Source organism: Rhodopseudomonas telluris, from assembly GCF_042432815.1.
GTDB lineage: Bacteria > Pseudomonadota > Alphaproteobacteria > Rhizobiales > Xanthobacteraceae > Rhodopseudomonas > Rhodopseudomonas telluris.
Window position 1 is genome coordinate 1 of the sequence record NZ_JBHLWM010000007.1, and the last position, 25,675, is coordinate 25,675.

Here is a 25,675-nt window from a genome sequence, read left to right on the forward strand (position 1 = left end):
CGGGCGGGAAAAGTGTCGGTGATGTCTCCGAACAGGCGTCGACTATGTCTCCGGGCTGAACACCCGACCCGGCAATCCATCCTCTTCGCAAGGACGCTGTCAGTTGCGCTCAGCTCACAGCTTGTACGCCGTCCTGAACCCGCCCCAATGCCGGCCGCGGACTTTCACCGGGACGTCGATCTCACGCATCATCACCATGTTGCCGCCGCCCATGTCGCGGGCGTAGCTCTGGATCAGGAACGGACGGGTGTTGCGGCCGGCGGCGAGGCCGGCGGGGTCGTTGAAGATGCGGCGGTTGCGGGAATTCGCGGTGTTGAACGCGACGTCGCCGGGGCGCTGCGGCTGCGAGTAGATCCGGTTGTGCACCGGCAGATAGCCGTTGCGATCGATCATCACGCAGAACGCCATCCGCGAGTCCTTGGCGAGGAACGCCTCCTGAAACGGCGGCAGCGCGCGGTCGGCCCAGTCGAGAATCTGCGTCCGATATTGCACCGGATTGGTGCCGGGAATTTCCACGTACTTGTCGTCGAACATCGCCTCCAGTGTGATCGCGCCGCTGGCGATGCCGCGCTCGAAGATGCGGTGCAGTTCGGCGCCGGCTTCCAGCGCGCGGGCGACGAATTCGGAGTTCTCGTCGCGGATCGCCCACAGCCGGTCCTCGATCGCGTCCTGCAGCGCCGGGCCGGGCGCGATGAACGTCGCCTGTGCGCCCGCGCCGCTGTGCTCGGTGATCCGAATCCGGCAGGCGCCGACCTCCTGCAGATCGGCATCGTAAGTCTGATTCACCGCCAGCGACGCCGCGGCAGGGCCGGCGATCAGCAGGCCGCCATGCGAGATCTCATATACCGGCGCGCTGATGCGTCCGCGCGGCGCCGCGATCTCGATCGACAGATGGCACGGCAGCTTCTCGCGCCGGCGCGCCTCCTCGCGCTCGCCCTGCTTCAGCAGCACCGCGGTGCGGGCGCGCAGCTTCTCGGCGAACAGCGTCACGGTCTGGCCGGCGCGGGCGACGTCGGCGCCGTGCTGCTCGGCCTCCTGCGTGGCGCTGGCGATCTCGGCGGCGCTGTCGCCGACCGAGACGATGAAATTGCCGGCGGTCGCGGCATTGCCGGCGACGTCGCCGGTGGTGGCGTTCTGCTCGGCGACGGCGCCGTTGACGTTGTCGAACACCGGGCGGATCGCCGCGATCGCGCTGGTGATGCGATGCACCGCGTCGGCCGAGCTCGAGGCGTCGTGCTGCAGCGCGTCGATCTTGCGCTTGATCTCCTCGGTCGCCTCCTGGGTCTGCACCGCCAGCGCCTTCACCTCGGTGGCCACCACCGCGAAGCCGCGGCCGGCGGCGCCGGCGCGGGCCGCCTCGATGGTCGAGTTCAGCGCCAGCAGCGTGGTCTGCCGGGCGATCTGGGCGATCAGGTTGACCACATTGCCGATCGCCGCGGAGGAATCGCGCAGCCGCTCGACATTGGCGGTGGCCTCATGGGCGGCGGCGCTGGCGTCGTCGGCGAGCTGCGACGCCTGCCGCACCTGCGCGCCGATGCCCTCGGCCGAGTGGGTGAACTTGTCGGCAGCCTCGGAGAACGACACCGCGGTCGCCCGCGCGGCGCTGGTATGGCCGGTCAGCGCGTCGGTGCGCTCGCGGATGGTGTGCAGCGTGGTGGTGGTCGCCTGCACCCCGGTGGTGACGGACTGCGCGGCGCGCTCAAGCTGGCGAATCAGCGAGCCGAGTTCGAGCTCCAGGAGTTCGAGGATGTCCGAGGCCGAATCGGCCTCGTCGGCGGCTGCGGGCACCGCAGGCGGCGGCGGGGCCACGGCGGGAGCGTTCGGCGCCGGCGGGTCCGCCTGCCGCTTTCGAAAAAGGCCGAACGCCATGGATCCTCCCGCAAACCGAGAAATATCGCGGAGATTCGCGCAAGGCGGTGAAGTTAAGGTTAAATTTCCTGATACGGAAAACCGGCCATTCGGAGGGGGAGGCCGGCGAGGTCTTTGATTTCGGCCCTTCCGCCGCTTATAACCCCGCGCCGCAGCCCGAAATTTTCCTGATCGACCGCGAGAGAGCACGCATGGCCGGACATTCCCAATTCAAGAACATCATGCACCGCAAGGGCCGGCAGGATGCACAGAAGTCGAAGCTGTTCAGCAAGCTGGCGCGCGAAATCACCGTGGCGGCCAAGCTCGGCACGCCCGACCCGGCGATGAATCCGCGGCTGCGCGCCGCCGTGATCGCCGCCCGCCAGGAAAACATGCCGAAGGACAATATCGAGCGCGCCATCAAGAAGGCGATCGGCGGCGACAGCGAGAACTACGACGAGATCCGCTACGAGGGCTACGGCCCGGGCGGCGTTGCGGTGATCGTCGAGGCGCTGACCGACAACCGTAACCGCGCCGCCTCGGACATCCGCTCCTACTTCACCAAGTCGGGCGGCAACCTCGGCGAAACCGGCTCGGTCGCCTTCATGTTCGACCGCACCGGCGTGATCGAATACGACGCCGACAAGGCCTCCGCCGACGACATGCTGGAAGCCGCGATCGAGGCCGGCGCCGACGACGTCGCGTCGTCCGAGTCCGGCCACGAGATCTACGCCTCGCAGGACACCTTCCGCGACGTCGCCAAGGCGCTCGAAGCCAAATACGGCGAACCGCGCAAGGCGGCGCTGATCTGGAAGCCGCAGAACACCGTCGCGGTCGATGACGAGACCGGCGAGAAGCTGTTCAAGCTGATGGACAACCTCAACGACCACGACGACGTCCAGAACGTCTACGCCAACTTCGAGGTGTCCGACGCCCTGATGGCGAAGATGGCGGGGTAACTCCCCCGTTTCCCGGACGCGGCGCAGCGCGCAGCGCTGCTCCGCAGATCCGGGACCCCGGTTCTCTTCTTTGGTCGCCGCTAACCGGGCCCCGGATCAGCAGCGCACCACGCCGCAAGGGCGGCGCGCTGCGCAGCATCCGGGGAACGCAGGTGGGCTGGGTTTTCCAGAAGCGCCGGCTCTGCCTTCAGTCCGTTTCTGTTTCGTTCACGTCTATCTGGCGTTATCACTGCGCCATGAGCCAGCCGCCGATTCGCAGCGTTCGCATTCTCGGGATCGACCCCGGCCTCCGCCGCACCGGCTGGGGGGTGGTCGAGAGCGAGGGCAATCGGCTCGTCTATGTGGCGTGCGGCTCGGTCGAGCCGCGGGACACGCTGCCGCTGGCGGAACGGCTGCTGGGCATCCACGCCGGGCTCGAGAAGGTGCTGGCCGAATACTTGCCGGCGGAGGCCGCGGTCGAGCAGACCTTCGTCAACAAGGACGGCGCCGCGACGCTGAAGCTCGGCCAGGCGCGCGGCGTGGCGATGCTGGTGCCGGCGATGCACGGCCTGCTGGTCGCCGAATACGCGCCCAATCTCGTCAAGAAGACGGTGGTCGGAGCCGGCCACGCCGACAAGACCCAGATCCAGATGATGCTGAAGATCCTGCTGCCCAAGGCCGATCCGAAAACCGCCGACGCCGCCGACGCCCTCGCCATCGCCATCACCCACGCCCACCACCGGGTCAGCGCGCAAAGGCTGAAGGCGGTGGGGGCATGAGGGCGCAGATGGCAATGGCTCATTGCGATGGGGCTTCTTGCGAACATGGGACGCAGCCTCTCCCCGCCCACAGCGCGCCCCCTCTCCCGCTTGCGGGAGAGGGCTGGGGTGAGGGCGACGCGGGCACAGTGCTCGTGGCCCCCCACCCCCGACCCCTCCCCGCAGGGGGGAGGGGAGAACGGGCGCTGCGCTTTGAGCGAGTGCGGGCCTCTGGAGCCCGCGCATGATCGGCAAGCTCAAGGGCGTGATCGATAGCTACGGCGAGGACTACGTGATCCTCGACGTGCACGGCGTCGGCTATCAGGTGCATTGCGCCAGCCGCACGCTGCAGGCGCTGCCGTCGCCGGGCGAGGCGGCGACGCTGTCGATCGAGACCTATGTGCGCGAGGACCAGATCAAGCTGTTCGGCTTCCGCACCGACACCGAGCGCGAATGGTTCCGCCTGCTGCAGACGGTGCAGAGCGTCGGCGCCAAGGTGGCGCTGGCGGTGCTCTCGACATTGCCGCCGCACGACCTCGCCAATGCCATCGCGCTGCGCGACAAGGCCGCGGTGGCGCGCACGCCCGGCGTCGGCCCGAAGGTCGCCGAGCGCATCGTCACCGAGCTCAAGGACAAGGTGCCGGCGCTGTCGAACGTCGATCCGGCGGTCGTGCATCTGTCCGGCGCGATCGACGACAACACCGCGCCGCGCGCAGTGGCGGACGCGATCTCGGCGCTGGTCAATCTCGGCTATGGCCAGCCGCAGGCGGCGGCCGCCATTGCGGCTGCGTCGCGCAGCGCCGGTGAGGATGCGGCGACCGCGCAACTGATCAAGCTCGGCCTGAAGGAGCTGTCGAAGTGAGTCTGACCGAAACCGACCAGGCGCTGATCGACGCCGCGATCGAGACGATTAGCAAGCGCTACCGCAATGACTGGCAGGAAGTCGGCGCCGCGCTGCTGACCCGCACCGGCCAGCGCTACGTCGCGGTCAATCTCGACGCTTATCTGGGCCGGATGGCGGTGTGCGCCGAAGCGGTCGCGCTCGGCCAGGTGATCACGCAGCTCGGCGAAGCCGGCATCGACACCATCGTGGCGGTCCGCCACCCCAAGCCGCACGACACCGACCGCGAAGTCCGCGTCGTCTCCCCCTGCGGCGCCTGCCGCGAACTGATCTGGGACTACGACCGCAACGCCCGCGTGCTGGTGCCCGGGCCGGACGGTGTGGAGGCCGTGGGGATCAGCGAATTGCTGCCGAACAAATACAGCCGGGAGCGGGTGTTGTGAGTGGAGCGCTGATGTTGGCCGCTGCGCTTGCCCCGCGCTCGGCGAGCTCCCTCTCCCGCATGCGGGAGAGGGTTGGGGTGAGGGCGACCCGGGCACTGTGCCTGGGGACCCCCACCCCCGACCCCTCCCCGCAAGGGGGAGGGGGGAAGAGCGCCGCGCGCTCCCTCTCCCGCTTGCGGGAGAGGGTTGGGGTGAGGGCGACGCGGGCACTGACTCTCCGACTCGCGGAGAGCGCTTCCCCCACCCGGATCGCTGCGCGATCCGACCTCCCCCGCAAGCGGGAGAGGTTGCGCCGTGCCTGGGGAGGGGAGACCATCCTCAACTCACTCACCATGCTATCCTCGCGCCATGACTGACCCCTCCCGCCTCGTCACGCCCGAGCGCCGCGGTGATGATCTCGGCGATGCGGCGTTGCGGCCGCAGAATTTGTCCGAGTTCGTCGGCCAGCAGCAGGCGCGCGCCAATCTGCAGGTGTTCATCGACGCCGCGCGCAAGCGCAAGGAAGCGCTCGATCACGTGCTGTTCGTCGGCCCGCCGGGCCTCGGCAAGACCACGCTGGCGCAGATCGTCGCCCGCGAGCTCGGCGTCGGGTTTCGCGCCACCTCGGGCCCGGTGATCGCCAAGGCCGGCGACCTCGCCGCGCTGCTGACCAATCTCGAAGAGCGCGACGTGCTGTTCATCGACGAGATCCATCGCCTCAGCCCGTCGGTCGAGGAGGTGCTGTATCCGGCGATGGAGGATTTTCAGCTCGACCTGATCATCGGCGAGGGCCCGGCGGCGCGCTCGGTGAAGATCGACCTGTCGAAGTTCACGCTGGTCGGCGCCACCACGCGCGCGGGCCTGCTGACCAATCCGCTGCGCGACCGCTTCGGCATTCCGGTGCGGCTGAATTTCTACACCATCGATGAGCTGGAGAGCATCGTGCGCCGCGGCGCGCGCGTGCTCGGCACGCCGATCACCAATGACGGCGCCAACGAGATCGCCCGCCGCGCCCGCGGCACGCCGCGCATCGCCGGCCGGCTGCTGCGCCGGGTCCGCGATTTCGCCTCGGCGGCCGATGCCGAAGCGATCGACCGCAAGATCGCCGACCACGCGCTCGGCGCGCTCGAAGTGGATTCCGCCGGGCTCGACGCGATGGACCGCCGCTATCTGTCCACCATCGCGCTGAACTACGGCGGCGGCCCGGTCGGCGTCGAGACCATGGCGGCGGCGTTGTCCGAGCCGCGCGACGCGATCGAGGACATCATCGAGCCCTATCTGATCCAGTGCGGCTACCTGCAGCGGACCCCGCGCGGCCGCCTGCTCACCGACCACGCCTTCCGCCACCTCGGCCTCGCCGCCCCGTCGCGCGAGCCGGGGCAGTTCGGGCTGTTCGGCGGGGAGGAGGAGGGATGATGGCTTCGGATCTCCTCGACCGCATGCGGCGCAATCCGGCGGCGGATTGGACGATCGCGGATATCGAGAAGGTCTGCCGTGATCACGGCCTGATGTTCCGGGCCGGCAAAGGATCGCACTGCCATGCGAAACACCCGGCAGCGACGGAAATCCTGACAATCCCGGCCCGCCGTCCGATCAAGCCGGTCTACATCCGCAAGCTGGTGCACTATATTGAGACGCACGGAGGTCCGCGATGAAGCTGGAATATGGCGTGCGAATTGATCGCTTGTCGGAAGCCGATGGCGGCGGCTATCTCGCCACCGTACCTGAGCTTCCTGGTTGTATGTCCGACGGCGCGACGCCTGAAGAGGCTCTGAAGAACGTCCAGGAGGCGATCGCGTCCTGGATCGAGTCCGCCAAGGAATGGAAGCAGCACGTGCCCGAGCCGGCGCCGCCGCTGGCACGAGCCGGGTAGCAACCTTCGGACTCCCCACCCGTCATGCCCGGCCTCGTGCCGGGCATCCACGTCTTGCGGCAGAAGTTAGGGACAGGGCGTGGATGGCCGGGACGAGCCCCGCTATGACGACATCGATAGTCTTCCGCCCTTGCATCACAGGTCAAACGATTTGTCCCACTCCCTCGACGGCGCCATCCTCGACAGCGCCCATCACATGCAGGTCCGCGTCTACTACGAGGACACCGACTTCTCCGGCATCGTCTATCACGCCAACTATCTGCGCTTCATGGAGCGCGGGCGGACCAATTATCTGCGGCTGCTTGGGGCGGCGCAGAGCGCGTTGTTCGCCGAGGCGGAGAGCGAGACGCCGGGGTTTGCGTTCGTGGTGCGGGCGATGCAGCTCGACTTCCTCAAGCCGGCCAAGATGGACGATCTGCTCGAAGTGATCACCCGGCCGATCGAGGTGCGCGGCGCATCGATCACCATGCACCAGCAGGTCAAGCGCAAGGACGACGTGCTGATCGAGGCCAAGGTCAAGGTTGCGTTCGTGTCCGGCGGCCGGGCGCGACCGATCCCATTACCGCTTCGCGTGGCAATGAAGGCCGACGTTAACTGATCCTGTGTGCGGCAGCGCGCCGGTGCTAGGGCGTCCGGCCGATTGATGGTAAACCACTCGGGTCGCTCGTTGTCCCCTTGCGCCCGGATTCCCCATGACTGGTACGCCCCACAGGATCGTGATCGTCGGCGGCGGCGCCGGCGGCTTGGAACTCGCCACCGCGCTCGGCGACAAATACGGCGACGCAGGCGCCGTCCGGGTCACGCTGGTCGATCGCAGCCGCACCCATATCTGGAAGCCGCTGCTGCACGCGATCGCGGCCGGCTCGCTGCGACGCTCCCAGCACGAGCTGAACTACCTGGCGCAGGCGCACTGGCATCACTTCCACTACCGGCTCGGCGAGATGACCGGCCTCGACCGCGTCCGCAAGGTGATCAAGCTGGCGCCGGTGATCGACGACGAAGGCCGCGAGGTCAATCCGGAAAGCGAACTCGGCTACGACACGCTGATCGTCGCGGTCGGCAGCGTCACCAATGATTTCGGCACGCCCGGCGCCAAGGAGCACGCGGTGCCGCTGGAGACGCCGGAGCAGGCGACGCGGTTCAACCGCCGCATGGTCAATGCCTGCCTGCGCGCCCAGCATCAGCATACGCCGATCGAGCCGGGGCAGCTCCACGTCGCGATCATCGGGGCCGGCGCCACCGGCACCGAGCTGGCCGCCGAGCTGCACCACACCGCGCGCGAAATCATCGCCTACGGTCTCGACAAGATCGATCCGGAGCACGACCTCAAGATCGTGCTGATCGAGGCGGCGGACCGCATCCTGCCGGCGCTGCCCGAGCGGATCTCGCAGGCGACCCTCAAGCTGCTGACCGACCTCGGCGTCGAGGTCCGCACCCGCGCCCGCGTCGCCGAAGTGCTGGCCGACGGCATCAAGCTCGCCGACGGCCAGCTCATTCCGTCCGAGCTGGTGGTCTGGGCCGCGGGCGTGCGCGCGCCGGATTTCCTCAAGGAGATCGACGGGCTGGAAACCAACCGTATCAATCAGCTCGTCGTCAGGCCGACGCTGCAGACCAGCCGCGACGACGACGTGTTCGCGCTCGGCGATTGCGCCGCCTGCGCGATCCCCGGCTACGAGAACAACGTGCCGCCGCGCGCCCAGGCAGCGCATCAGGAGGCCGAGTTCCTGCTGGCGCAGATCGAGAAGCGGCTGGCCGGCCAGCCGCTCGACGAGTTCCGCTATCGCGATCTCGGCTCGCTGGTGTCGCTCGGCAAATACTCGGCGGTCGGCAATCTGATGGGCTCGCTGGTCGGCAAGAGCTTCCTGATCGAGGGCTATTTCGCCCGCTTCATGTATCGGTCGCTGTACAAGATGCACGAGGCCGCGTTGTACGGCCGCGGCCGGACGCTGCTCAGCCTGTTGTCCGGCTCGACCCGGCCGACCCCGACGGTGAAGCTGCACTGACGCCCCGGCTGCGGAGACCGGTCGCGCGGTTCGTCCACGGTGGAACCAGCGTGTCCCACGTGCCTCACGGGGCTTCCCGTGAATTGTCGCAGGGAGCTGTTCCGTCGCCGGTCGGATAGAGTGCGCCGCTCCTTGATGATTCGAGCGAAGGACCCGGCATGGCAGGTGTGGACGCTAGTAACCAGACGCCGCGCGTCGAGATCCTCGGGCCGCGCGAGCGCGATCTGCGGCTGGATTTCCTGCGTGGCCTCGGCCAGTGGATGATCTTCCTCGATCACATCCCTTACAATGTGATGAGCTGGCTGACGCTGCGCAACTACGGCTTCTGCGACGCCGCCGAGTTCTTCGTCTACATCTCCGGCTATTCGATCGGCTTCGCCTACGGGCCGGCGGTGCGCTCGGGCGAGATGGTGGCGGCCACCAAGCGGCTGTGGACGCGTGCCGCGCAGCTCTATGTGGCGCACGTCTTTCTGTTCCTGTTCTTCACCGCGCAGGTGTCGCGCGCCGCACGGCGCTTCGACAATCCGATGTACAAGGACGAGTTCAACGTCGCGCAGTTTCTCGAGAACCCCGACGTGATGATCCAGCAGGCGCTGCTGCTGAAATACAAGCCGGTCAATCTCGACGTGCTGCCGCTCTACATCGTGTTCGTGGTGATGGCGCCGCTGATCCTGTGGGGGCTGATGCGGCGGCCGCACACCACGCTGGTGCTGTCCGGCCTGCTCTATCTCGTGTCGCGTTCGCTGGGCTGGAATCTGCCGTCGTTTCCGGACGGCCATTGGTACTTCAACCCGTTCGCCTGGCAGTTCCTGTTCGTGTTCGGCATCTGGTGCGGCTTCGGCAACGGGCCGCAGATCCGGCCGTGGGTGAAGTCGTGGCCGAACCAGACGCTGTCGTGGCTGATCGTCGGCGTCGCCTTCGTGATCGCGATGTCGTGGAATTTCGAGGCGCTGTGGGGGCTGGTGCCGGAGTCGGTCGGCAAGATCATCTATCCGATCGACAAGACCAGCCTGTCGCCGCTGCGGCTGATTCACTTCCTGGCGCTCCTGACTATCGTGGTGAAGCTGCTGCCGCCGGATCTGCCGGCGCTGCGCTCGCGGGCGCTGCATCCGGTCATCCTGTGCGGCCAGCGCTCGCTGCCGGTGTTCTGCTTCGGCGTGCTGCTGTCGTTCACCGCGCACTGGATCCTGCGCCAGGTTTCGGGCGGCATCGCGATGCAGATTTTCGTCAGCCTCGCGGGCATCGGCCTGATGATCGGCATCGCCTGGGTCGCCACCTGGTATCGCAGCCTGCCGACGCTGTTCACCGTGCCGGCGACGATGCCGGTCGAGGAGCCGCCGGCGAAGCAGGCGGTCGCGGACCAGCCGCAGGGCGCGCGGGCCGAGGAGATCAAGGCGACGGTCTAGCGCCCGCTTGACTCGTTGTACCGATCGGTACAATCTCCGCGGCATCGAAGCCGAAGGAGATGCCGAGATGTCGCGCCCGCCGCTGCCGCCGTTCACCCGCGAGACCGCCGCCCAGAAGGCGCGGATGGCCGAGGATGCCTGGAATTCGCGCGATCCTGTGAAGGTGTCGCTCGCCTACACGCCGGACAGCCGCTGGCGTAATCGCTCCGAGTTCCTCCAGGGCCGCGACGCGATCGTCGAGTTTCTCACCCGGAAGTGGGAGAGGGAGCACGAGTACCGTCTGATCAAGGACCTGTGGGCGTTCGACCGCAATTTCATCGCGGTGCGCTTCCAGTACGAATGGCACGACGACGCCGGCCAGTGGCATCGCTCCTATGGCAACGAGCAATGGGAGTTCGACGAGGCCGGCCTGATGCGCCGCCGCGAGGCGAGTATCAACGACGTCGCCATCAAGGAAACCGACCGCCGCTTCCACTGGCCCGCCCCGGGGCCCCGCCCGGCGGATGTGCCGGGGCTTGCGGCAGAGCCGTTTTGAGGGCCTCATTGATTGAATAACGCGATCCCAGAAACGCGGACCTCATCCTGAGGAGCCCGGCGAAGCCGGGCGTCTCGAAGGATGTGAGCCAAGCAGAACCTGTGGCGCATGGTTCGAGACGGCGCTTCGCGCCTCCTCACCATGAGGCCGTGCTTGTTGCGATGCTCCGCACCAAACCCACTTGAAGAGGCCTTGTGAAAACGCGCCCATCCAAATCATCCACCGACCGCGCCGCGCTGTTGCCGCTGCTGGGCGAGGTGTTTCGCGCGCATGGCTATGAGGGGGCGTCGCTGGCGCTGATCACGGAGGCGACCGGGCTCGGCAAGGGCAGCCTGTATCACTTCTTTCCGGGCGGCAAGAAGCAGATGGCCCAAGAGGTGCTGGCCGAGATCGACGGCTGGTTCGAAACCAACATCTTCGCGCCGCTGCGCGAGCCGGACGACCCGCGCGCCGCGATCGAGGCCATGCTGGCCGGCGTCGACGCTTACTTCCGCTCCGGCGCCCGTGTCTGTCTGGTAGGAGTGATCGCGCTCGGCCACGCCCGCGACGACTTCGCCGCGCCGGTGAATGATTACTTCGCGCGCTGGCAGGACGCGCTCGCCGCCGCGCTGCGCCGTGGCGGCCTGTCGGCCGCGGTTGCTCGCCGCCGGGCCGAGGATGCGGTGCTGTCGATCCAGGGCGCGCTGGTGCTGGCCCGCGCCCGCGACGACGCCAAGGTGTTCACGCGCGCGCTGGCGGAGTTGAAGGCGCGGCTGCTGGCGTAGTCGTAAATCGGAGCGCCCGCGTCCGTCCTTTGTTGTTGTGGCAAAGCGTCAAGGCGCGCACAGCGCAACCTCTCCCGCTTGCGGGAGAGGTCGACCCGGCGGAGCGTAGCGAAGCCGGGGCGGGTGAGGGCACTCCGCTCCGCACATGCTGAGTGACTGCTCGGCTCGCCCTCACCCCAGCCCTCTCCCGCAAGCGGGAGAGGGGGCGCGCTGCGGCCTTTGGCTGATCTATCGAGTTACAAGAAAGCGCTCACGCCGCCTTTTTGTGCCGCGCGGTTTCGGCCTGGTACAGCGGCAGTTCCTCGGCCAAGGCCTTGGCGACGCTGGGGCGCTGCTGCAGGCGTCCGAGATAGGCCTTGATCGCCGGCCATTTCGCCAGATCGATCTGCGGCGTCGCGCGCGTCCAGTTCAGCACCGTGACCAGATAGGCGTCGGCGACGCTGAAGCTGTCGAGCAGGTAGTCGCGGCCTTGCAGGTGGTTATTCAGATAGTCGAGCCGCGAGGTCCCGGTCTCGACCGCGAACGCCTTCACCTCCGGCGGGGCCTTCAGCAGCAGCGCGAACAGGCCCCGGTGTAGCTCGGTGCCGATGAAGCACAGCCATTGCTGCAGCTTCGAGCGCTCGATGCCGCTGCCGGCGCCGATCGCGCTCGAAGGATAGCGGTCGGCAATGTATTGCAGGATCGCGGCGTTCTCGGTCAGCACCACGCCGCTTTCGGTGCGCAGCACCGGCACCAGGCCGAGCGGATTGACGGCACGGAAATCGCTGCCGTCGGCGAGCACCGTCTTGCTCGGCGGATCGACCTCGACGAAATTCGCGGCGCCGCCGGCTTCATACAGCGCGATGCGGCTCGCCATCGAACAGGCCAGCGGTGAGAAATACAGATCCATCGGAACCTCCCTCGGTGTCGCGGCGGGCCGCGTGTTGATTTATGTACCGTCTCGCATAATATGGGGCGGGTCAAGGAATTATTTGCGACATGGTACAAAAATCAGGCGCGAGCCGCGGGCCGGCCAAGGCTCCCGAGGTCCCCAAGGCTCCCAAAGCCCCGGCGGCGAACCCGAGCGATACCCCCGCGCCGAAGCGGCGCGGGCGGCCGCGGGCCTATGAGCCCGAGCAGGCGCTCGGCCAGGCGCTCGCTCTGTTCCGGCAACGTGGCTTCGCCGCCACCTCGCTCGACGATCTCTCAGCCGCGACCGGGATGAATCGGCCCAGCCTGTATGGCGCGTTCGGCGACAAGCGCGATCTCTTTATCAAGAGCTTGACGCGCTATCGCGACGACGCCCGCGCCCGGATCACCGCGTCGATCGCCGGCGAGGCGCCGGTGCGGCAGCGGCTGAGGCGGCTGTATGACGCCGCGCTCGACATCTATCTGTCGGGCGAGGCCAGCCCGGGCGGCTGCTTCACGGTGATGACCGCGACCTCCGAGGCGATCGCCGATCCGGAGATCCGCGCCATGGTCCAGGACACGCTCGGCGAACTCGACAGGGCGTTCACCGGCCTGCTGCGGACCGCGCAGAAGCAGGGCGAGCTGCCGGCGTCGGCCGATCCGGTGCTGCTCGGCCAGCTCGCGTCGGCCACCTTGCACACGCTGTCGATCCGCGCCCGCGCCGGCACGCCGCGCCCGGCGCTCGACAGGATCGCGGATGCGGCCATCGCGCTGATCTGCGGCCCGGCCTGACGGCTGAAAATCTGCCGCGGCGCTGTCGGGCGCCGCCCGTGTCGTTCGTCCTCTGGGGGTCAGCCATCACCGAGGACACCGCCATGACGGCGCTTCAGCCCATTACTCCGCATCTGGTCGTTCGCGACGCCACGGCGGCGCTCGATTTCTACAAGCAGGCGCTCGGCGCCACCGAGGTGGTGCGGATGCCGGCCGAGGACGGCAAGCGCCTGATGCATGCCGAGATCCATGCGCTCGGCGCGCGGATCTTCATCGTCGACCGCTTCCCCGAATATCGCAGCCATCACGGCGACGAGGCGGTGCTGCCGCCAAGCGAGCTCAACGGAACCGCGGTGACGATGCATCTCGAAGTGCCCGATTGCGACGCCGCGGTGGCGCGCGCCCAGGAAGCCGGCGCCACCGTCACGATGCCGCCGTGGGATGCGTTCTGGGGCGCCCGCTATGCCCGGGTGATCGATCCGTTCGGCCACTCCTGGAGCTTCGCCCACGCGCTGCCGGCGGCCGGTTGAGCCGCGCCACTTTCTCGCCGCGCCGTTGTCCGGCATGCTGGTGACAATGTGAGGTCAAGCTCGCGCAGCCAGGGAGATCCGCTCGACATGCTCTATGCCATCCTTTGCTATCACGACGAGGATTTCGTCGGTTCCTGGACGCGCGAGGAAGACGCCGCCGTGATGGAGCGGCTGAAGGTCGTGCACGGCAAGCTCGCGGCGCAAGGCCGCCTCGGCCCCGTCGCGCGGCTGCTGCCGACCACGGCGGCGACCACGCTGCGCAAGGACAGCGAGCCGCCGCTGGTGATCGACGGCCCGTTCGCCGAGACCAAGGAGCAGCTGCTCGGCTTCTACGTCGTCGAATGCGACGATCTCGACGCCGCGCTCGATGTCGCGCGCGATCTCGGCCGCGCCAATCCGGGGGGCGCCTACGAGATCCGTCCGATTGCCACCTTCATGCCGGGGACGGCGCAGCCATGACCGATCTCGCCTGGATCGACACCGCACTGACGGCGGCGCGGCCCCAGGCGATCGGCGCGCTGCTGCGCTACTTCCGCGACCTCGACACCGCCGAAGAGGCGTTCCAGAACGCCTGCCTGCGCGCGCTGAAAGCCTGGCCGCGGAACGGTCCACCGCGCGACGCGGCGGCGTGGCTGATCATGGTCGGCCGCAACGTCGCGATCGACGATCTGCGCCGCGGCAAGCGGCAGCAGCCGCTGCCCGACGACGACCACGCGATCTCCGATCTGGAGGATGCCGAGTCCGCACTCGCCGAGCGGCTCGACGGCTCGCATTATCGCGACGACATCCTGCGGCTGCTATTTATCTGCTGCCATCCCGAGCTGCCGCCGACTCAGCAGATCGCGCTCGCGCTGCGGATCGTGTCCGGTCTCACCGTGCCGCAGATCGCGCGGGCCTTCCTGGTGTCGGACGCCGCGATGGAGCAGCGCATCACCCGGGCGAAGGCGAAGGTCGCACGCGCCGGCGTGCCGTTCGAAACCCCAGGCCCGGTGGAGCGCAGCGAGCGGCTCGGCGCCGTGGCGGCGATGATCTACCTCGTGTTCAACGAGGGCTATTCGGCCGCCGGCGATATCGCGGGCCTGCGCGCGCCGCTGTGCGAGGAGGCGATCCGGCTGGTGCGGCTGCTGCTGCGGCTGTTTCCGGCCGAGGCGGAGATCATGGGGCTGGCCGCGCTGATGCTGTTGCAGCATGCGCGCGCCGCGGCGCGGTTCGGTGCGGACGGCGCCATCGTGCTGCTGGAGGATCAGGATCGCGGCCTGTGGGATCCGAAGCTGATCGCTGAAGGGCTGGCGCTGATCGACAAGGCGATGCGCCATCGCCGCCCCGGCGCCTATCAGATCCAGGCCGCGATCGCCGCGCTGCACGCCCGCGCGCCGCGCTTCGAGGACACCGACTGGACCCAGATCGATCTGCTGTACGGCTCGCTGGAGATCCTGCAGCCGTCGCCGGTGGTGACGCTGAACCGCGCCGTCGCTGTGTCCAAGGTGCGCGGTCCCGACGCCGCGCTGGCGATGATCACGCCGCTGGAAGACCGGCTCGACAACTACTTCCATTACTTCGGCGCCAAGGGCGCGCTGCTGTTGCAACTCGGCCGCGCCCCGGAGGCCCGCACCGCCTTCGACCGCGCCATCGCGCTGGCGCGGACGCCGGCCGAAGCCAACCACATCCGCATGCATCTCGATCGGCTCGCGCGCGACCGCGCGGTGAGTTCGACGAACTCATTTTCCATCACCTGAGGAGAACGCCGTGCAGGTCAATCCCTATCTGTTCTACGAGGGCAAGTGCGAAGCGGCGTTTCGTTACTACGAGAAGGTGCTCGGCGCCCGGATCGAGGCGCTGCTGACCTGGAAGGAAGCGCCGCCCGGCACGCCGGTGCCGCCCGGCCAGGAAGCCAAGGTGATGCACGGCAAGCTCACGATCGACGGCGAAGTGCTGATGGCCGGCGACGCGCCGCCTGGCTACTTCCACACGCCGCAAGGCTTCGCGGTGTCGCTGATCGTCGAAACCCCCGAAGACGCCGAACGCCGCTTCAAGGCGCTGGCCGAAGGCGGCACCGTCACCATGCCCTTCGCCGCCACCTTCTTCTCCCGCGGCTTCGGCATGTGCACCGACCAGTTCGGCATGCCCTGGATGGTGAACTGCCCGCTGGAGGAGTGATTACTAAGGACTTGGGCTGCGTCCAAACATGACCGCACTGCTCGCGTCGCCCTCACCCCGACCCTCTCCCGCAAGCGGGAGAGGGATTGCGCCGCGTTGCTGGGCGAGATCGTGCACTATCTCTAACGATGCTCGCGAGAAGCGCTCAAAAGAAATCAATGACTCTCCCCAGGCCCAACGCGCCCCCTCTCCCGCTTGCGGGAGAGGGTTGGGGTGAGGGCGAGCCGGGCACGGAGCTCGTGAATGACGTCCTACCCGTTCCGCCGTTCCCCCCGCAGCGTCGGCAGGCCGATGCCGGCGGCGTCGAAGCCGCCGTCGACGGCCAATATCTGGCCGGTGATGTAGCTGGCGCGATCGCTGCACAGGAAGAAGATGGTCTCGGCCAGCTCGGTTTCGAGGCCATAGCGGCCGAGCGGGATGGCGTCGTGATAATCGGCGCGGATCTCCGGCGAATGCACGGCCTTGGCCATCGCGGTTTCGACCGGGCCGGGGGCGACGCCGTTGACGCGGATGCCGAGGCCGGCGAGTTCGACCGCGCATTGTTTGGTGAGATGCGCCAGCCCCGCTTTGCTCGAGCCATAGGCCGAGCGCAGCGTCGAGGCGCGGAGCGCCGAGATCGAGGTGACGTTGACGATCGCGCCGCCGCCGGAGTCGCGCAGCAGCGGCACCGACGCCTGGATCAGCTTGAACGGCCCGGTCAGGTTGACGTCGATCACCCGCTGCCATTCGGCGTGGGTGGTGTCCATCAGCGGCTTGAACACCGCGACGCCGGCATTGTTGACGACCGCGTCGAGCCGGCCGAACCGTTCGGCGATCGCCGCGATGTCGCTGGCGTCCGACGCGGCATCGGCGACGTCGCAATGCAGCGCCAGCGTTCGCTCCGGCTCCGCCAGGGTGCGGATCGCCTCGCGCAGCCCGTCATCGTCGTTGTCGAGCAGCGCCACGCGCCAGCCTTCATCGAGAAAACGGCGCGTCGTCGCCAGCCCGATGCCACGCGCGGCGCCGGTGATCAGTGCGACTTTGGGCGGAGAGGCAGTCATGGATCGTCCTGTCATTGCTGGGCAGCGCATCGTTGGTGCGGTGCGACTTGACCTGTTAGCACATGCGGAACGAGCAGAGGTTGCGTTGTTACGGCGCAGCGGAGAATTTCCTGTCGCGCCCGATCGATGGCGAGCAACCGCGCCGCCGCGCGCCTGCGGCGCATCGCCCGCGCGGCCGGAACGGGTCGCCGACATCAGGATTACATGAAGCGAAGATAGAATTGCGGACGCGCTACACGTACCGCGTTCCGACCGGAGGTCAGACATGGACGACGAACTGACGCAGCGTATCCGCCACCGTGCCCGCGAGAAGTGGGAATTGGCCGGCTATCCCGATGACCGCAGCGAAGAATTCTGGCTGGAAGCCGAAAAGGAAGTCCGCGGCGAACAGGAAACCTATCAGCAGCTCAAATCGGATCCGAGCATCACGACCAATAGCTGAGCGGCGAAATCTCGGGGCGGCTTATTTATCCGCGGTCAAGACCTCCCCGCCGTCGCGACGCCGGGGGGGGCGATGGGTCATGCCCCTGTGTCCGCATCCTTCGAGGCTCGCCCGATCGGGCGAGCACCTCAGGATGACGGCGCAGGGTTGAGTGGGAATCGATGTGACGAGTGGGAATCGATGTGAAGTGGTGAAGTGTAGAGGGCGCGGTGCACGACCGGTTCTTCAGTGCATCCGGCGTGGATCGTGCTGCGCTTAGTTGACTACACGCGTCCGCATATCATGGCCGGGCTCGTCGCCGAAACTCCGCCCGTGAGCCTCTGACCACTTGTTCCTGAGCCTGTCACCACTCGCCGCCGTCATCCTGAGGTGCGAGCGCAGCGAGCCTCGAAGGATGGGTCCCGCACCATGTCTGCAACGCCGGACGTTGGAGAGCGCAATCATCAGGCCGTCCGGCGTATATCACCGGCCCGCTTGGCGACGCTGCGCCTCACCGCACATAGAACACCACTGCGGCGATCATCAGCAGTGAGGCGATCGCGAGAAACTGGGCCATCGCGCGCGAGGCGGCGAGTTTTGTAGCTTCGTCCATTCCATCCTCCCAAGACAGCGTGGACGCCCGACACAGCAAAACCCGGCCACGTGCCGCGGTGCGGCGACGTGTGAGATGATCGTGCAGCTGCGCGATCGGCCGGTTGGATTTGCTACGCTGAAACGCCCCGCGACGACTATTCGCTCTTCGTTGAGTCCCCACTCTGCGAACATCGACGGATGAACGTTCGTCAATCAATGCGGCGGGAATTTGTTCGGCGCTGGTACGCTGCCGCGCGTTGACGCGGACTTTCCCGCTGCACTGCACGCGGCAACGAATGATCAGTAAGGATCACGAAGACCGTCCCGGACAATCGGAGGAAGCGATTATTTCGGGACCTGATGTCGGCGCGGACCGCCTCTGTTCGTCCCAAGGACATCTGGTCCAGCAAGGGGAGATGACGATGCGGTTCATGATGCTGATGATTCCGAAGGGCTACGAGCGCGCGGCGGCCGGCGAGATGCCGGAGGCGGAGGCCGTCGCGGCGATGATGAAGTACAACGAGGCGCTGCAGCAGGCCGGCGTGTTGATTACTTGCGACGGGCTGCACCCGCCGTCGATGGGCGCGCGCGTCAGCTTCGAGGGTGGCAGGCCGCTGGTGATCGACGGCCCGTTCGCCGAGGTGAAGGAAGTGCTCGGCGGCTACTGGATGATCGACGTCGCCTCGCGCGAAGAGGCGATCGCCTGGGCGACGCGCTGCCCGGCCGGTCCGAACGAAGTGATCGAGGTCCGGCAGGTCCAGGAGATGGCCGACTTCCCGGACGAGCTCAAGGCCGAGCTCGCCGGCTTCGAGGCGATGCAGGCGGCGGGGCGCCGGTAGGGTACTCGGCCACCGAAAGAGCGCGGCAGGTGGCGCTTGCCGCGATCTGTTCGCAACATCGTTGGCCGAGCCGTGGCTGCCACAGGTTTGCCGCATGGTTTTTGCGCCCGAAAACGCCGTCCGGGGACGGTCGATCGGGCGTGGAACCGGTTCGCAACACGGCGCGATCGGCCGTGACCTTTCGCCGGTCGTCATGTAAAAGCCCTTCACATGAGCTGGCGCAAGGAAGACCGCCGCGCCGAGCGCGGCTATCATCACGGCAATCTGAAGGAAGCGCTGCTGCAGGCCGCGCTCGGGTTGATCGCCGAGAAGGGCCCGGCCGGTTTCACCTTCGCGGACGCCGCCCGGATGGCCGGCGTCAGCCCGGCCGCGCCGTATCGGCACTTCCGCGACCGCGACGAACTGCTGTCGAACATCGCCCAGCGCGGCTTCGAGCAGTTCGAGCAGGTGCTCGCGAAAGCCTGGGACGACGGCCGTCCCGACACCATCACGGCTTTCATGCGGGTCGGGCCGGCCTATCTGGCGTTCGCCCGCAGCGAGCCGGCCTACTACTCGGCGATGTTCGAATCCGGCGTGCCGGTCGATGCCAATCCGCTGCTGCTGACCGCGTCGGAACGCGCCTTCAACGTCATCCGCGCCGCCGCCGAACGCCTCGCCGCGCTGACGCCGCCCAATGTCACGCGGCCGCCGGCGCTGATGATGGCGCTGCACATCTGGTCGATGTCGCACGGCATCGCCTCGCTGTTCGGCCGCGGCGACGCCGCGCGGCGCAAGCTGCCGATGGCGGCCGAAGAACTGCTCGAAGCCGGCGTGCTGATTTATCTGCGTGGCCTGGGCTTCCCGGCCGACCTCCGCGCCCAGCCGGAAAAGTCAGCGGAACCAAAGCGTTCCGGCCCCTGGGGCACCGCCCCATAAGGCTCGCGCTCACCGTGAAGTGAGCGCCGTGCGAAATTGTCGCCCCGACCGTTTTCCACGTTCGCTTGACAAAACCAGAGAATGGATTAGCTATGTAAATGTTATTTACATTCACACCGGCGCCTGCCGGGAATGGAGAGGCACATGGCCAACGCCGCTGACTACGATCGATGGGGTCCCCCCGGGGCGCGCTACCAGCCCGCGCTACGATCGTCCTGGAGTCCTGGCTGGATCCTGCTGACCGTGGCCGGCTTCATCGTCTGGTGGCCGATCGGATTGGCACTTCTCTTCTACACACTCTGGAGCAGAAACATGGGTTGCTGGGATCGCGGTGATCGCTTCTCGAACAAGATGGAGCGGATGCAGTACAAGATGGAGCGGATGCGCCAGCGCATGGACCGCCACGGCTTCGGCTTCGGTCCGCCCTCCAGCGGCAACCGCGCGTTCGACGAGTACCGGATGGAAACGCTCCGCCGGCTCGAAGAAGAGCAGGTCGAGTTCAAGGACTTCCTCGAGCGCCTGCGCCACGCCAAAGACAAGGAAGAGTTCGACGCCTTCATGGCGCAGCACCGCACCAAGCCGGCCGGCTCGTCCGACACGCCGCAGCAGGGCTGATCGACCTTCACACTCAGTGACATCACCGCCCGCCTGGATCCCAGGCGGGCGGTTTTGTTTGGGCCGCGCAGAATTTTTGCTCGCGGCAATGTCACACCACGCGACGCTGTCTCGTCCTATCCTCATCCAACCGCAGGAGACGACGATGAAAGCCCGCCTCAACCCCGCCAGCGCCGCGCCCGAAGCCTACAGGGCGATGGTCGCGCTCGAGACCGCGATCAAGAATAGCGGCCTCGAACCGAGCCTGATCGAGCTGGTGAAGATGCGCGCCTCGCAGATCAACGGCTGCGCGTTCTGCCTCGACATGCACAGCAAGGATGCCCGCGCCCATGGCGAGACCGAGCAGCGGCTCTATCTGCTGAACGCCTGGCGCGAGTCGCCGGTCTATACCGATCGCGAACGCGCCGCGCTCGGCTGGACCGAGGCGCTGACGCTGGTGGCCGAGACACACGCGCCGGATGCGGACTACGAGGTCCTGACTCAGCAGTTCAGCCCGGCCGAGCAGGTCAATCTCACGCTGCTGATCGGCGCGATCAACACCTGGAACCGGATCGCGATCGGCTTCCGGCTGATCCATCCGGTCGCTGCCGTGGCCCATGCCAAGGCCTCCTGAGCAGACGCCTGCCGACGATGCCGCAGCGAGCTTTGCGCCGCTGCGGCCGCGGCTCGTCCGCCTCGCCTATCGGATGCTCGGCTCTGTCGCCGAGGCCGAGGACGTGGTGCAGGACGCTTACTTGCGCTGGCACCGCACCGACCGCGCGGCGGTGCGCGACGCCGTGGGTTTTCTCACCCAGGTGGTGACGAGGCTGTGCCTCGACGTGCTGAAATCCGCGCGGAAGACACGCGAGACCTATGTCGGGCCATGGTTGCCGGAGCCGCTGATCAGCCCGCCGGCCGAAGAGGAGGGCGATGATATCACCCTGACCTTGATGCTGGCGCTGGAGCGGCTGTCGCCGTTGGAGCGCGCGGCCTTCCTGCTGCACGACGTGTTCGGCCTTTCCTTCGACGACATCGCCCGCACGCTGGATCGCGATGCCGCTGCCTGCCGCCAGCTCGCGACGCGGGCGCGCGGTCACGTCCGCACCGCGCGGCCGCGCTTTCCGGTCTCGGAGGAGCGTGGCCTCGCCATCGCCGGCGCCTTCTTCGAAGCCTCGCGCAGCGGCGATCTCGCGGGACTGACCGCGCTGCTCGCCGATGACGTGGTGTTTTATGGTGATGGCGGCGGCAAGCGCCTCGCCGCGCTCAACCCGATTCACGGCGCCGTCCGGGTGGCGCGGTTCTTCGCCGGCATCGCCCGGAAGAAGCCGGCCGCCTCGGCGCTGCTCGCCATGCAGTCGATCGACGGCCTGCCGGGGTTCGTCTCGCAGGAACGTGATGGGCCGCAGACCACGGCCCTGGCGATCGAGGACGGCCGTATCGTGGCGATCTACGTCGTCCGCAATCCCGACAAGCTGCGCCATCTGCCCCCGCCGGCCGCCGCGGCGCCGGTGCACTGAGCCTTTGCGGCCGCCCAGCGGCGGCGCCAGCCCGTGCGATCACGGGCATTTTCCCGGAACTGGTAACGCCTTCTTAACCCTGATTAGCGATTGGTTAGGGGCGTCAGGATGCGCTTTCAGCCCTCGTTTTGACACGTTGGCAGGGGATTCAGGGCCCGGCTTCGGACGGGCCCTCCCAATTGACAACGCAAAATTTGGCGGTGGCGCTCTTGCCGGACTGCGGCGTGTGCCGCGCGGACGGAGCCGGTGCCGGCTGCCGCCGGACCCTTGCGTGAGAGGATAATCGATCATGAACCCGGCCGACGTGACCCAGTCAGCGATGCCGATGGTTTCCGCCGACGTCTCGCTGATCGCGCTGTTCTGGCAGGCGCACTGGATCGTCAAGTCGGTGATGCTCGGCCTGATCGGCTGCTCGGTCTGGGTCTGGGCGATCGCGATCGACAAGCTGCTGCTTTATTCCCGCACCAAGCGCGCGATGGACCGCTTCGAACAGGCGTTCTGGTCGGGTGAATCCATCGACGATCTGTACCGGACGCTGTCGGCGAAGCCGACGCACTCGATGGCGGCGTGCTTCGTGGCCGCGATGCGCGAGTGGAAGCGCTCGTTCGAAAGCCATTCGCGCTCCTTCGCCGGCCTGCAGATGCGGATCGAGAAGGTGATGAACGTCTCGATCGCCCGCGAGGTCGAGCGGCTGGAGCGCCGTCTGCTGGTGCTGGCGACGGTCGGCTCGGCCGGCCCGTTCGTCGGCCTGTTCGGCACCGTCTGGGGCATCATGTCGAGCTTCCAGTCGATCGCCGCGTCGAAGAACACCTCGCTGGCCGTGGTCGCGCCGGGCATCGCCGAGGCGCTGTTCGCCACCGCGGTGGGCCTGATCGCCGCCATTCCGGCGACAATTTTCTATAACAAGTTCACATCCGAGGTGAACCGCCAGACCCAGCGGCTGGAGGGTTTCGCGGACGAGTTCTCGGCCATCCTGTCGCGGCAGATCGACGAGCGCGCATGATCCGGGCAGGTGGGCGCAAAGTGAGCATCCGACCATGGGGATGAACGTAGCTGCGGGCGGCGGCGGCCGTCGCGGCAGTCGCAAGCGTCCGGTGATGGCGGAGATCAACGTCACCCCGATGGTCGACGTGATGCTGGTGCTGCTGATCATCTTCATGGTCGCGGCGCCGCTGCTCACCACTTCGATCGATATCGATCTGCCGACCGCCCGCGGCGGCGCGCAGATCCAGTCGAACTCGCCGCCGCTGACGCTGTCGGTGAAGCGCACCGGCGGCGCCTGCAATTCGCAGGTCGAGATGTATGTCGGCGACAGCGCGGTGCCGGCGGCCGAACTCGACGCCAAGATCAAGGCGATCCGGGCGACGCGGTCCGACACCGACAACGTCATCTATCTCAGGGGTGACAAGGACGTCTGCTACACGGACATGATGAAGCTGCTCGGCCAGATCAAGGCCGCCGGATTCAAGCCGAACATCGTGATCCTGCCGGAGCAGGGCTCCTGAACGGGGAAGGCGCCTACTGACACTGAGGATGGAGCAGGAATTCTGAAGGTGAAGATCGACAAGACATTGGTGGCCTCGGTCGCGTTGCACGTCCTCGTGCTCGGCTGGGCCATGCTGTCTTTTTCGTCGAAGGCCTTCGAACTCGAACCGCAGGATTCCGTTGCGGTCGATACCATCTCCGAAGATCAGCTCGCCAAGGTGATGGCCGGTATGAAGACCGGCAAGAAGGAAAACCCCAAGCCACTGGTCGAGAAGGTCGCCGAGGCCAAGCCGATGGACGATGCGGTCGGCAAGATCGACGACAAGAAGCCGCCGGTGGTCACCGACACCGCGCCGACGCCTCAGCCCAAACCCGACAAGCCGGTCGAGAAGAAGCCCGATCCGCCGAAGCCGGTGGCGAAGGAAGAACCCAAGAAGGAAGAGCCCAAGAAGGCGGAGAAGAAGCCCGAGCCGGCGAAGGAAGAGGCCAAGGAGGCCGAGAAGAAGCCGGAGCCGAAGGTCGATCCGATCGCCGAGGCCTTGAAGAAGGAAGAGAAGAAAAAGCCGCCGCCGAAGCCGCAAGCCGAAGCGGCTGCCAAGCCGCCCGAGCCGACCAAGAAGGCCGAGCGGGTGTTCGATCAGTCGAAGATTGCCGCCTTGCTCGACAAGCGCGACCCGACGCGTCAGTCGGCGACCGGCGACGCGTTGAATTCCAATGCGGCACTCGGTCTGGCCAAGGGCAAGTCGGCGGACAACTCGGCGACCTGGGGCGCGATGTTCAAGGAGCAGGTGCTGCGTTGCTGGAAGAAGCCGTATGGCGGCCTCGACGCCCAACGCGTCGAAGCCGAGTTCAGCATCCGGCTGAAGCAGGACGGTACGCTCGAGACGATGCCGGTGGCGGTGTCGTCGCCGTCGAGCCCCTACCAGCGCGTGTTCCAGGAAAGCGGGCTGCGCGCCATCATCGAATGCGCACCCTATCGGCTGCCACCCGGGTTCTTCGGGGAATGGCGTTATTTCAACCCTGTGTTTGATAGCAGAGACCTGTAACTCTGCGCTGAGAGCAAGCAACGATGTCAGATTCACGAAAGCCGATCGCCGCGCCGTTCGTCATCGGACGACGGCAAGTTCTGTCAGGCCTGGCGGCTGCCGGCCTGATCGCCGGCGGAGCGCACCGCGCCTTCGGCCAGGCGCGCGTCACGGTGACGGGCGGCGATGTGGCGCCGCTGCCGATCGCGATCCCGAATTTCATCGCCGGCACGCCGTCCGACACCGAAGTCGGCAACGGCGTCAGCCAGGTGATCACCAACAATCTCAAGCGCAGCGGATTGTTTGCGCCGATCGATCAGGCGGCCTTCCTCGAGAAGATCACCAACATCGACGTTCCGCCGCAGTTCAAAAGCTGGAGCAGCATCAACGCCCAGGCGCTGGTCACCGGCCGGATGACCCGGCAGTCGGACGGCCGCCTCAAGGCCGAGTTCCGGCTGTGGGACGTGGCCACCGGTCAGCAGCTCGCCGGCCAGCAGTACTTCACCTCGCCGGAGTACTGGCGCCGCATTGCCCACATCATCTCGGACCAGATTTACGAGCGTCTCACCGGCGAGAAGGGCTACTTCGACAGCCGCATCGTGTTCATCGATGAAAGCGGTCCGTCGGATCGCCGCGTCAAGCGGCTGGCGCTGATGGATCAGGACGGCGCCAATGTGCGCTACCTCACCCGCGGCAGCGATCTCGTGCTGACGCCGCGGTTCTCGCCGTCGACGCAGGAAATCACCTACATGGAGTTCGGGCAGGGCGACCCGCGGGTCTATCTGTTCAACATCGAGACCGGACAGCGCGAGATCGTCGGCAATTTTCCCGGCATGTCGTTTGCGCCGCGGTTCTCGCCGGACGGCCAGCGCATCATCATGAGCCTGCAGCAGGGCGGCAACTCCAACCTGTTCGTGATGGATCTGCGTTCCAAATCGACCACGCGGCTGACCGACACGCCGGCGATCGATACGTCTCCGTCCTACGCGCCGGACGGCAGCAGGCTGTGCTTCGAGTCCGACCGTGGCGGAAAGCCGCAGATCTACGTGATGCCGGCCAATGGCGGGCAGGCGCAGCGGATCTCGTTCGGCGACGGCAGCTATTCGACTCCGGTGTGGTCGCCGCGCGGCGACTACATCGCCTTCACCAAGATGGGTGGCGGCCAGTTCGCGATCGGAATCATGAAGCCGGACGGTTCCGGCGAGCGGATCCTGACCTCCGGGTTCCACAACGAAGGTCCCACTTTCGCGCCGAACGGCCGTGTTCTGATGTTTTTCCGCGATCCCGGCGGCAATGCCGGGCCGTCGTTGTTCACGGTCGATGTGTCGGGCCGCAATGAGTTGCGGGTTCCCACTCCCGGCTATGCGTCCGACCCTGCCTGGTCGCCGCTACTGTCCTAAGCCGAAAGACGTCGTGGGCGGCTTGCGCATGACGCAAGGCCCGCGCGGGCGAAGCGTGCGCGAGCGAAGCTGCGATCGTGGCAATGAGTTGCTAAGCATGTTCGCTCAGAA

At 67.1% G+C, this 25,675-nt stretch carries 30 protein-coding genes; 27 read left to right on the plus strand and 3 right to left on the minus strand.

Annotated features, from left to right (window positions below):
- Positions 1-114: 114 nt before the first annotated feature.
- Positions 115-1,869 (minus strand): methyl-accepting chemotaxis protein, encoded by a 1,755-nt coding sequence (locus tag ACFFJ6_RS17275; protein ID WP_378390029.1) that lies wholly within the window; start codon positions 1,867-1,869, stop codon positions 115-117.
- 191 nt (positions 1,870-2,060) lie between these two features.
- On the opposite strand from ACFFJ6_RS17275, the gene ACFFJ6_RS17280 reads away from it, so the two are divergent.
- The 12 genes from ACFFJ6_RS17280 (at position 2,061) to ACFFJ6_RS17335 (ending at position 11,388) form a co-directional block, all read left to right on the plus strand.
- Positions 2,061-2,807, plus strand: a complete 747-nt coding sequence (locus ACFFJ6_RS17280; RefSeq protein WP_254985118.1) for a YebC/PmpR family DNA-binding transcriptional regulator — start codon at positions 2,061-2,063, stop codon at positions 2,805-2,807.
- 236 nt (positions 2,808-3,043) lie between these two features.
- On the plus strand, positions 3,044-3,565 hold the full coding sequence (ruvC, locus tag ACFFJ6_RS17285; RefSeq protein ID WP_378390032.1) for a crossover junction endodeoxyribonuclease RuvC: 522 nt from the start codon (positions 3,044-3,046) through the stop codon (positions 3,563-3,565).
- A 223-nt stretch (positions 3,566-3,788) separates the two neighbouring features.
- On the plus strand, positions 3,789-4,406 hold the full coding sequence (gene ruvA / locus ACFFJ6_RS17290) for a Holliday junction branch migration protein RuvA (protein WP_378390034.1): 618 nt from the start codon (positions 3,789-3,791) through the stop codon (positions 4,404-4,406).
- Positions 4,403-4,828 (plus strand): cytidine deaminase, encoded by a 426-nt coding sequence (locus tag ACFFJ6_RS17295; protein ID WP_378390036.1) that lies wholly within the window; start codon positions 4,403-4,405, stop codon positions 4,826-4,828. The genes ruvA and ACFFJ6_RS17295 overlap by 4 nt, the downstream gene beginning before the upstream one ends.
- A gap of 348 nt (positions 4,829-5,176) precedes the next feature.
- Positions 5,177-6,223 carry a Holliday junction branch migration DNA helicase RuvB gene (gene ruvB / locus ACFFJ6_RS17300; RefSeq protein WP_378390038.1) on the plus strand — a complete coding sequence of 349 codons (1,047 nt, stop codon included), beginning with the start codon at positions 5,177-5,179 and terminating at the stop codon, positions 6,221-6,223.
- Complete coding sequence (locus tag ACFFJ6_RS17305) at positions 6,220-6,462, plus strand: type II toxin-antitoxin system HicA family toxin (protein WP_378390040.1); 243 nt, start codon at positions 6,220-6,222, stop codon at positions 6,460-6,462. Before ruvB ends, ACFFJ6_RS17305 begins: the two co-directional genes overlap by 4 nt.
- Entirely contained in the window at positions 6,459-6,680 is a 222-nt protein-coding gene (locus tag ACFFJ6_RS17310) for a type II toxin-antitoxin system HicB family antitoxin (RefSeq protein ID WP_378390042.1), read from the plus strand. The genes ACFFJ6_RS17305 and ACFFJ6_RS17310 overlap by 4 nt, the downstream gene beginning before the upstream one ends.
- A gap of 196 nt (positions 6,681-6,876) precedes the next feature.
- On the plus strand, positions 6,877-7,278 hold the full coding sequence (gene ybgC / locus ACFFJ6_RS17315) for a tol-pal system-associated acyl-CoA thioesterase (RefSeq protein ID WP_378390206.1): 402 nt from the start codon (positions 6,877-6,879) through the stop codon (positions 7,276-7,278).
- Between the two features lie 94 nt (positions 7,279-7,372).
- Positions 7,373-8,683, plus strand: coding sequence for an NAD(P)/FAD-dependent oxidoreductase (locus ACFFJ6_RS17320; RefSeq protein WP_378390044.1), 1,311 nt, complete (start codon positions 7,373-7,375; stop codon positions 8,681-8,683).
- Between the two features lie 158 nt (positions 8,684-8,841).
- Complete coding sequence (locus tag ACFFJ6_RS17325) at positions 8,842-10,089, plus strand: OpgC domain-containing protein (protein ID WP_378390046.1); 1,248 nt, start codon at positions 8,842-8,844, stop codon at positions 10,087-10,089.
- A 67-nt stretch (positions 10,090-10,156) separates the two neighbouring features.
- On the plus strand, positions 10,157-10,624 hold the full coding sequence (locus ACFFJ6_RS17330) for a nuclear transport factor 2 family protein (protein ID WP_378390048.1): 468 nt from the start codon (positions 10,157-10,159) through the stop codon (positions 10,622-10,624).
- A 194-nt stretch (positions 10,625-10,818) separates the two neighbouring features.
- Complete coding sequence (locus ACFFJ6_RS17335) at positions 10,819-11,388, plus strand: TetR/AcrR family transcriptional regulator (protein WP_378390050.1); 570 nt, start codon at positions 10,819-10,821, stop codon at positions 11,386-11,388.
- A 250-nt stretch (positions 11,389-11,638) separates the two neighbouring features.
- On the opposite strand, the gene ACFFJ6_RS17340 is transcribed toward ACFFJ6_RS17335, so the two are convergent.
- Positions 11,639-12,277, minus strand: a complete 639-nt coding sequence (locus ACFFJ6_RS17340) for a glutathione S-transferase N-terminal domain-containing protein (protein ID WP_378390052.1) — start codon at positions 12,275-12,277, stop codon at positions 11,639-11,641.
- Positions 12,278-12,366: 89 nt separating this feature from the next.
- Between ACFFJ6_RS17340 and ACFFJ6_RS17345 the strand changes: the two genes are divergently transcribed.
- From ACFFJ6_RS17345 to ACFFJ6_RS17365, 5 genes are all read left to right on the plus strand, one after another.
- Positions 12,367-13,068, plus strand: a complete 702-nt coding sequence (locus ACFFJ6_RS17345; RefSeq protein ID WP_378390054.1) for a TetR/AcrR family transcriptional regulator — start codon at positions 12,367-12,369, stop codon at positions 13,066-13,068.
- A gap of 83 nt (positions 13,069-13,151) precedes the next feature.
- Positions 13,152-13,577 (plus strand): VOC family protein, encoded by a 426-nt coding sequence (locus ACFFJ6_RS17350; RefSeq protein ID WP_378390056.1) that lies wholly within the window; start codon positions 13,152-13,154, stop codon positions 13,575-13,577.
- Positions 13,578-13,664: 87 nt separating this feature from the next.
- Positions 13,665-14,036 (plus strand): YciI family protein, encoded by a 372-nt coding sequence (locus ACFFJ6_RS17355; RefSeq protein WP_378390058.1) that lies wholly within the window; start codon positions 13,665-13,667, stop codon positions 14,034-14,036.
- Positions 14,033-15,313 (plus strand): RNA polymerase sigma factor, encoded by a 1,281-nt coding sequence (locus tag ACFFJ6_RS17360; RefSeq protein WP_378390060.1) that lies wholly within the window; start codon positions 14,033-14,035, stop codon positions 15,311-15,313. Before ACFFJ6_RS17355 ends, ACFFJ6_RS17360 begins: the two co-directional genes overlap by 4 nt.
- Positions 15,314-15,323: 10 nt before the next feature.
- Positions 15,324-15,734 (plus strand): VOC family protein, encoded by a 411-nt coding sequence (locus ACFFJ6_RS17365; RefSeq protein WP_378390062.1) that lies wholly within the window; start codon positions 15,324-15,326, stop codon positions 15,732-15,734.
- 251 nt (positions 15,735-15,985) lie between these two features.
- Here ACFFJ6_RS17365 and ACFFJ6_RS17370 read toward each other — a convergent pair whose 3' ends face one another.
- Positions 15,986-16,774, minus strand: coding sequence for an SDR family NAD(P)-dependent oxidoreductase (locus ACFFJ6_RS17370; RefSeq protein WP_378390064.1), 789 nt, complete (start codon positions 16,772-16,774; stop codon positions 15,986-15,988).
- Between the two features lie 265 nt (positions 16,775-17,039).
- On the opposite strand from ACFFJ6_RS17370, the gene ACFFJ6_RS17375 reads away from it, so the two are divergent.
- The 10 genes from ACFFJ6_RS17375 to tolB all read left to right on the plus strand — a co-directional run bounded on the left by ACFFJ6_RS17375 (position 17,040) and on the right by tolB (position 25,564).
- Positions 17,040-17,216 (plus strand): DUF2934 domain-containing protein, encoded by a 177-nt coding sequence (locus ACFFJ6_RS17375; RefSeq protein ID WP_378390066.1) that lies wholly within the window; start codon positions 17,040-17,042, stop codon positions 17,214-17,216.
- 995 nt (positions 17,217-18,211) lie between these two features.
- Entirely contained in the window at positions 18,212-18,628 is a 417-nt protein-coding gene (locus ACFFJ6_RS17380) for a YciI family protein (protein WP_378390068.1), read from the plus strand.
- A gap of 210 nt (positions 18,629-18,838) precedes the next feature.
- Positions 18,839-19,543 carry a TetR/AcrR family transcriptional regulator gene (locus ACFFJ6_RS17385; protein ID WP_378390070.1) on the plus strand — a complete coding sequence of 235 codons (705 nt, stop codon included), beginning with the start codon at positions 18,839-18,841 and terminating at the stop codon, positions 19,541-19,543.
- 144 nt (positions 19,544-19,687) lie between these two features.
- Positions 19,688-20,158 (plus strand): DUF2852 domain-containing protein, encoded by a 471-nt coding sequence (locus ACFFJ6_RS17390; protein WP_378390072.1) that lies wholly within the window; start codon positions 19,688-19,690, stop codon positions 20,156-20,158.
- A gap of 145 nt (positions 20,159-20,303) precedes the next feature.
- Positions 20,304-20,771 (plus strand): carboxymuconolactone decarboxylase family protein, encoded by a 468-nt coding sequence (locus ACFFJ6_RS17395; protein ID WP_378390074.1) that lies wholly within the window; start codon positions 20,304-20,306, stop codon positions 20,769-20,771.
- On the plus strand, positions 20,755-21,654 hold the full coding sequence (locus ACFFJ6_RS17400; RefSeq protein WP_378390077.1) for a sigma-70 family RNA polymerase sigma factor: 900 nt from the start codon (positions 20,755-20,757) through the stop codon (positions 21,652-21,654). Before ACFFJ6_RS17395 ends, ACFFJ6_RS17400 begins: the two co-directional genes overlap by 17 nt.
- A 289-nt stretch (positions 21,655-21,943) precedes the next feature.
- A complete protein-coding gene (gene tolQ / locus ACFFJ6_RS17405; RefSeq protein WP_378390079.1) occupies positions 21,944-22,657 on the plus strand; it encodes a protein TolQ in 714 nt (237 codons plus the stop codon).
- A 34-nt stretch (positions 22,658-22,691) separates the two neighbouring features.
- Complete coding sequence (locus tag ACFFJ6_RS17410) at positions 22,692-23,159, plus strand: ExbD/TolR family protein (protein ID WP_054165418.1); 468 nt, start codon at positions 22,692-22,694, stop codon at positions 23,157-23,159.
- A gap of 48 nt (positions 23,160-23,207) precedes the next feature.
- Entirely contained in the window at positions 23,208-24,185 is a 978-nt protein-coding gene (gene tolA / locus ACFFJ6_RS17415) for a cell envelope integrity protein TolA (protein WP_378390082.1), read from the plus strand.
- 23 nt (positions 24,186-24,208) lie between these two features.
- A complete protein-coding gene (gene tolB, locus ACFFJ6_RS17420) occupies positions 24,209-25,564 on the plus strand; it encodes a Tol-Pal system beta propeller repeat protein TolB (RefSeq protein ID WP_378390084.1) in 1,356 nt (451 codons plus the stop codon).
- Positions 25,565-25,675: the final 111 nt, after the last annotated feature.

Bases quoted from the DNA above. Each gene is read 5' to 3' on its own strand.
- ACFFJ6_RS17275 (WP_378390029.1), bottom strand. From the start codon at position 1,869: ATGGCGTTCGGCCTTTTTCGAAAGCGGCAGGCGGACCCGCCGGCGCCG.
- ACFFJ6_RS17320 (WP_378390044.1), top strand. From the start codon at position 7,373: ATGACTGGTACGCCCCACAGGATCGTGATCGTCGGCGGCGGCGCCGGC.
- ACFFJ6_RS17375 (WP_378390066.1), top strand. From the start codon at position 17,040: ATGGACGACGAACTGACGCAGCGTATCCGCCACCGTGCCCGCGAGAAG.
- ACFFJ6_RS17390 (WP_378390072.1), top strand. From the start codon at position 19,688: ATGGCCAACGCCGCTGACTACGATCGATGGGGTCCCCCCGGGGCGCGC.
- ACFFJ6_RS17385 (WP_378390070.1), top strand. From the start codon at position 18,839: ATGAGCTGGCGCAAGGAAGACCGCCGCGCCGAGCGCGGCTATCATCAC.
- ACFFJ6_RS17310 (WP_378390042.1), top strand. From the start codon at position 6,459: ATGAAGCTGGAATATGGCGTGCGAATTGATCGCTTGTCGGAAGCCGAT.
- ACFFJ6_RS17400 (WP_378390077.1), top strand. From the start codon at position 20,755: ATGCCAAGGCCTCCTGAGCAGACGCCTGCCGACGATGCCGCAGCGAGC.
- tolB (WP_378390084.1), top strand. From the start codon at position 24,209: ATGTCAGATTCACGAAAGCCGATCGCCGCGCCGTTCGTCATCGGACGA.
- ACFFJ6_RS17410 (WP_054165418.1), top strand. From the start codon at position 22,692: ATGGGGATGAACGTAGCTGCGGGCGGCGGCGGCCGTCGCGGCAGTCGC.
- ACFFJ6_RS17350 (WP_378390056.1), top strand. From the start codon at position 13,152: ATGACGGCGCTTCAGCCCATTACTCCGCATCTGGTCGTTCGCGACGCC.
- ACFFJ6_RS17380 (WP_378390068.1), top strand. From the start codon at position 18,212: ATGCGGTTCATGATGCTGATGATTCCGAAGGGCTACGAGCGCGCGGCG.
- ACFFJ6_RS17340 (WP_378390052.1), bottom strand. From the start codon at position 12,277: ATGGATCTGTATTTCTCACCGCTGGCCTGTTCGATGGCGAGCCGCATC.
- ACFFJ6_RS17305 (WP_378390040.1), top strand. From the start codon at position 6,220: ATGATGGCTTCGGATCTCCTCGACCGCATGCGGCGCAATCCGGCGGCG.
- ACFFJ6_RS17395 (WP_378390074.1), top strand. From the start codon at position 20,304: ATGAAAGCCCGCCTCAACCCCGCCAGCGCCGCGCCCGAAGCCTACAGG.
- ybgC (WP_378390206.1), top strand. From the start codon at position 6,877: ATGCAGGTCCGCGTCTACTACGAGGACACCGACTTCTCCGGCATCGTC.
- ACFFJ6_RS17325 (WP_378390046.1), top strand. From the start codon at position 8,842: ATGGCAGGTGTGGACGCTAGTAACCAGACGCCGCGCGTCGAGATCCTC.
- ruvB (WP_378390038.1), top strand. From the start codon at position 5,177: ATGACTGACCCCTCCCGCCTCGTCACGCCCGAGCGCCGCGGTGATGAT.
- ACFFJ6_RS17330 (WP_378390048.1), top strand. From the start codon at position 10,157: ATGTCGCGCCCGCCGCTGCCGCCGTTCACCCGCGAGACCGCCGCCCAG.
- ACFFJ6_RS17355 (WP_378390058.1), top strand. From the start codon at position 13,665: ATGCTCTATGCCATCCTTTGCTATCACGACGAGGATTTCGTCGGTTCC.
- ruvC (WP_378390032.1), top strand. From the start codon at position 3,044: ATGAGCCAGCCGCCGATTCGCAGCGTTCGCATTCTCGGGATCGACCCC.
- ruvA (WP_378390034.1), top strand. From the start codon at position 3,789: ATGATCGGCAAGCTCAAGGGCGTGATCGATAGCTACGGCGAGGACTAC.
- ACFFJ6_RS17345 (WP_378390054.1), top strand. From the start codon at position 12,367: ATGGTACAAAAATCAGGCGCGAGCCGCGGGCCGGCCAAGGCTCCCGAG.
- ACFFJ6_RS17280 (WP_254985118.1), top strand. From the start codon at position 2,061: ATGGCCGGACATTCCCAATTCAAGAACATCATGCACCGCAAGGGCCGG.
- tolQ (WP_378390079.1), top strand. From the start codon at position 21,944: ATGAACCCGGCCGACGTGACCCAGTCAGCGATGCCGATGGTTTCCGCC.
- ACFFJ6_RS17360 (WP_378390060.1), top strand. From the start codon at position 14,033: ATGACCGATCTCGCCTGGATCGACACCGCACTGACGGCGGCGCGGCCC.
- ACFFJ6_RS17370 (WP_378390064.1), bottom strand. From the start codon at position 16,774: ATGACTGCCTCTCCGCCCAAAGTCGCACTGATCACCGGCGCCGCGCGT.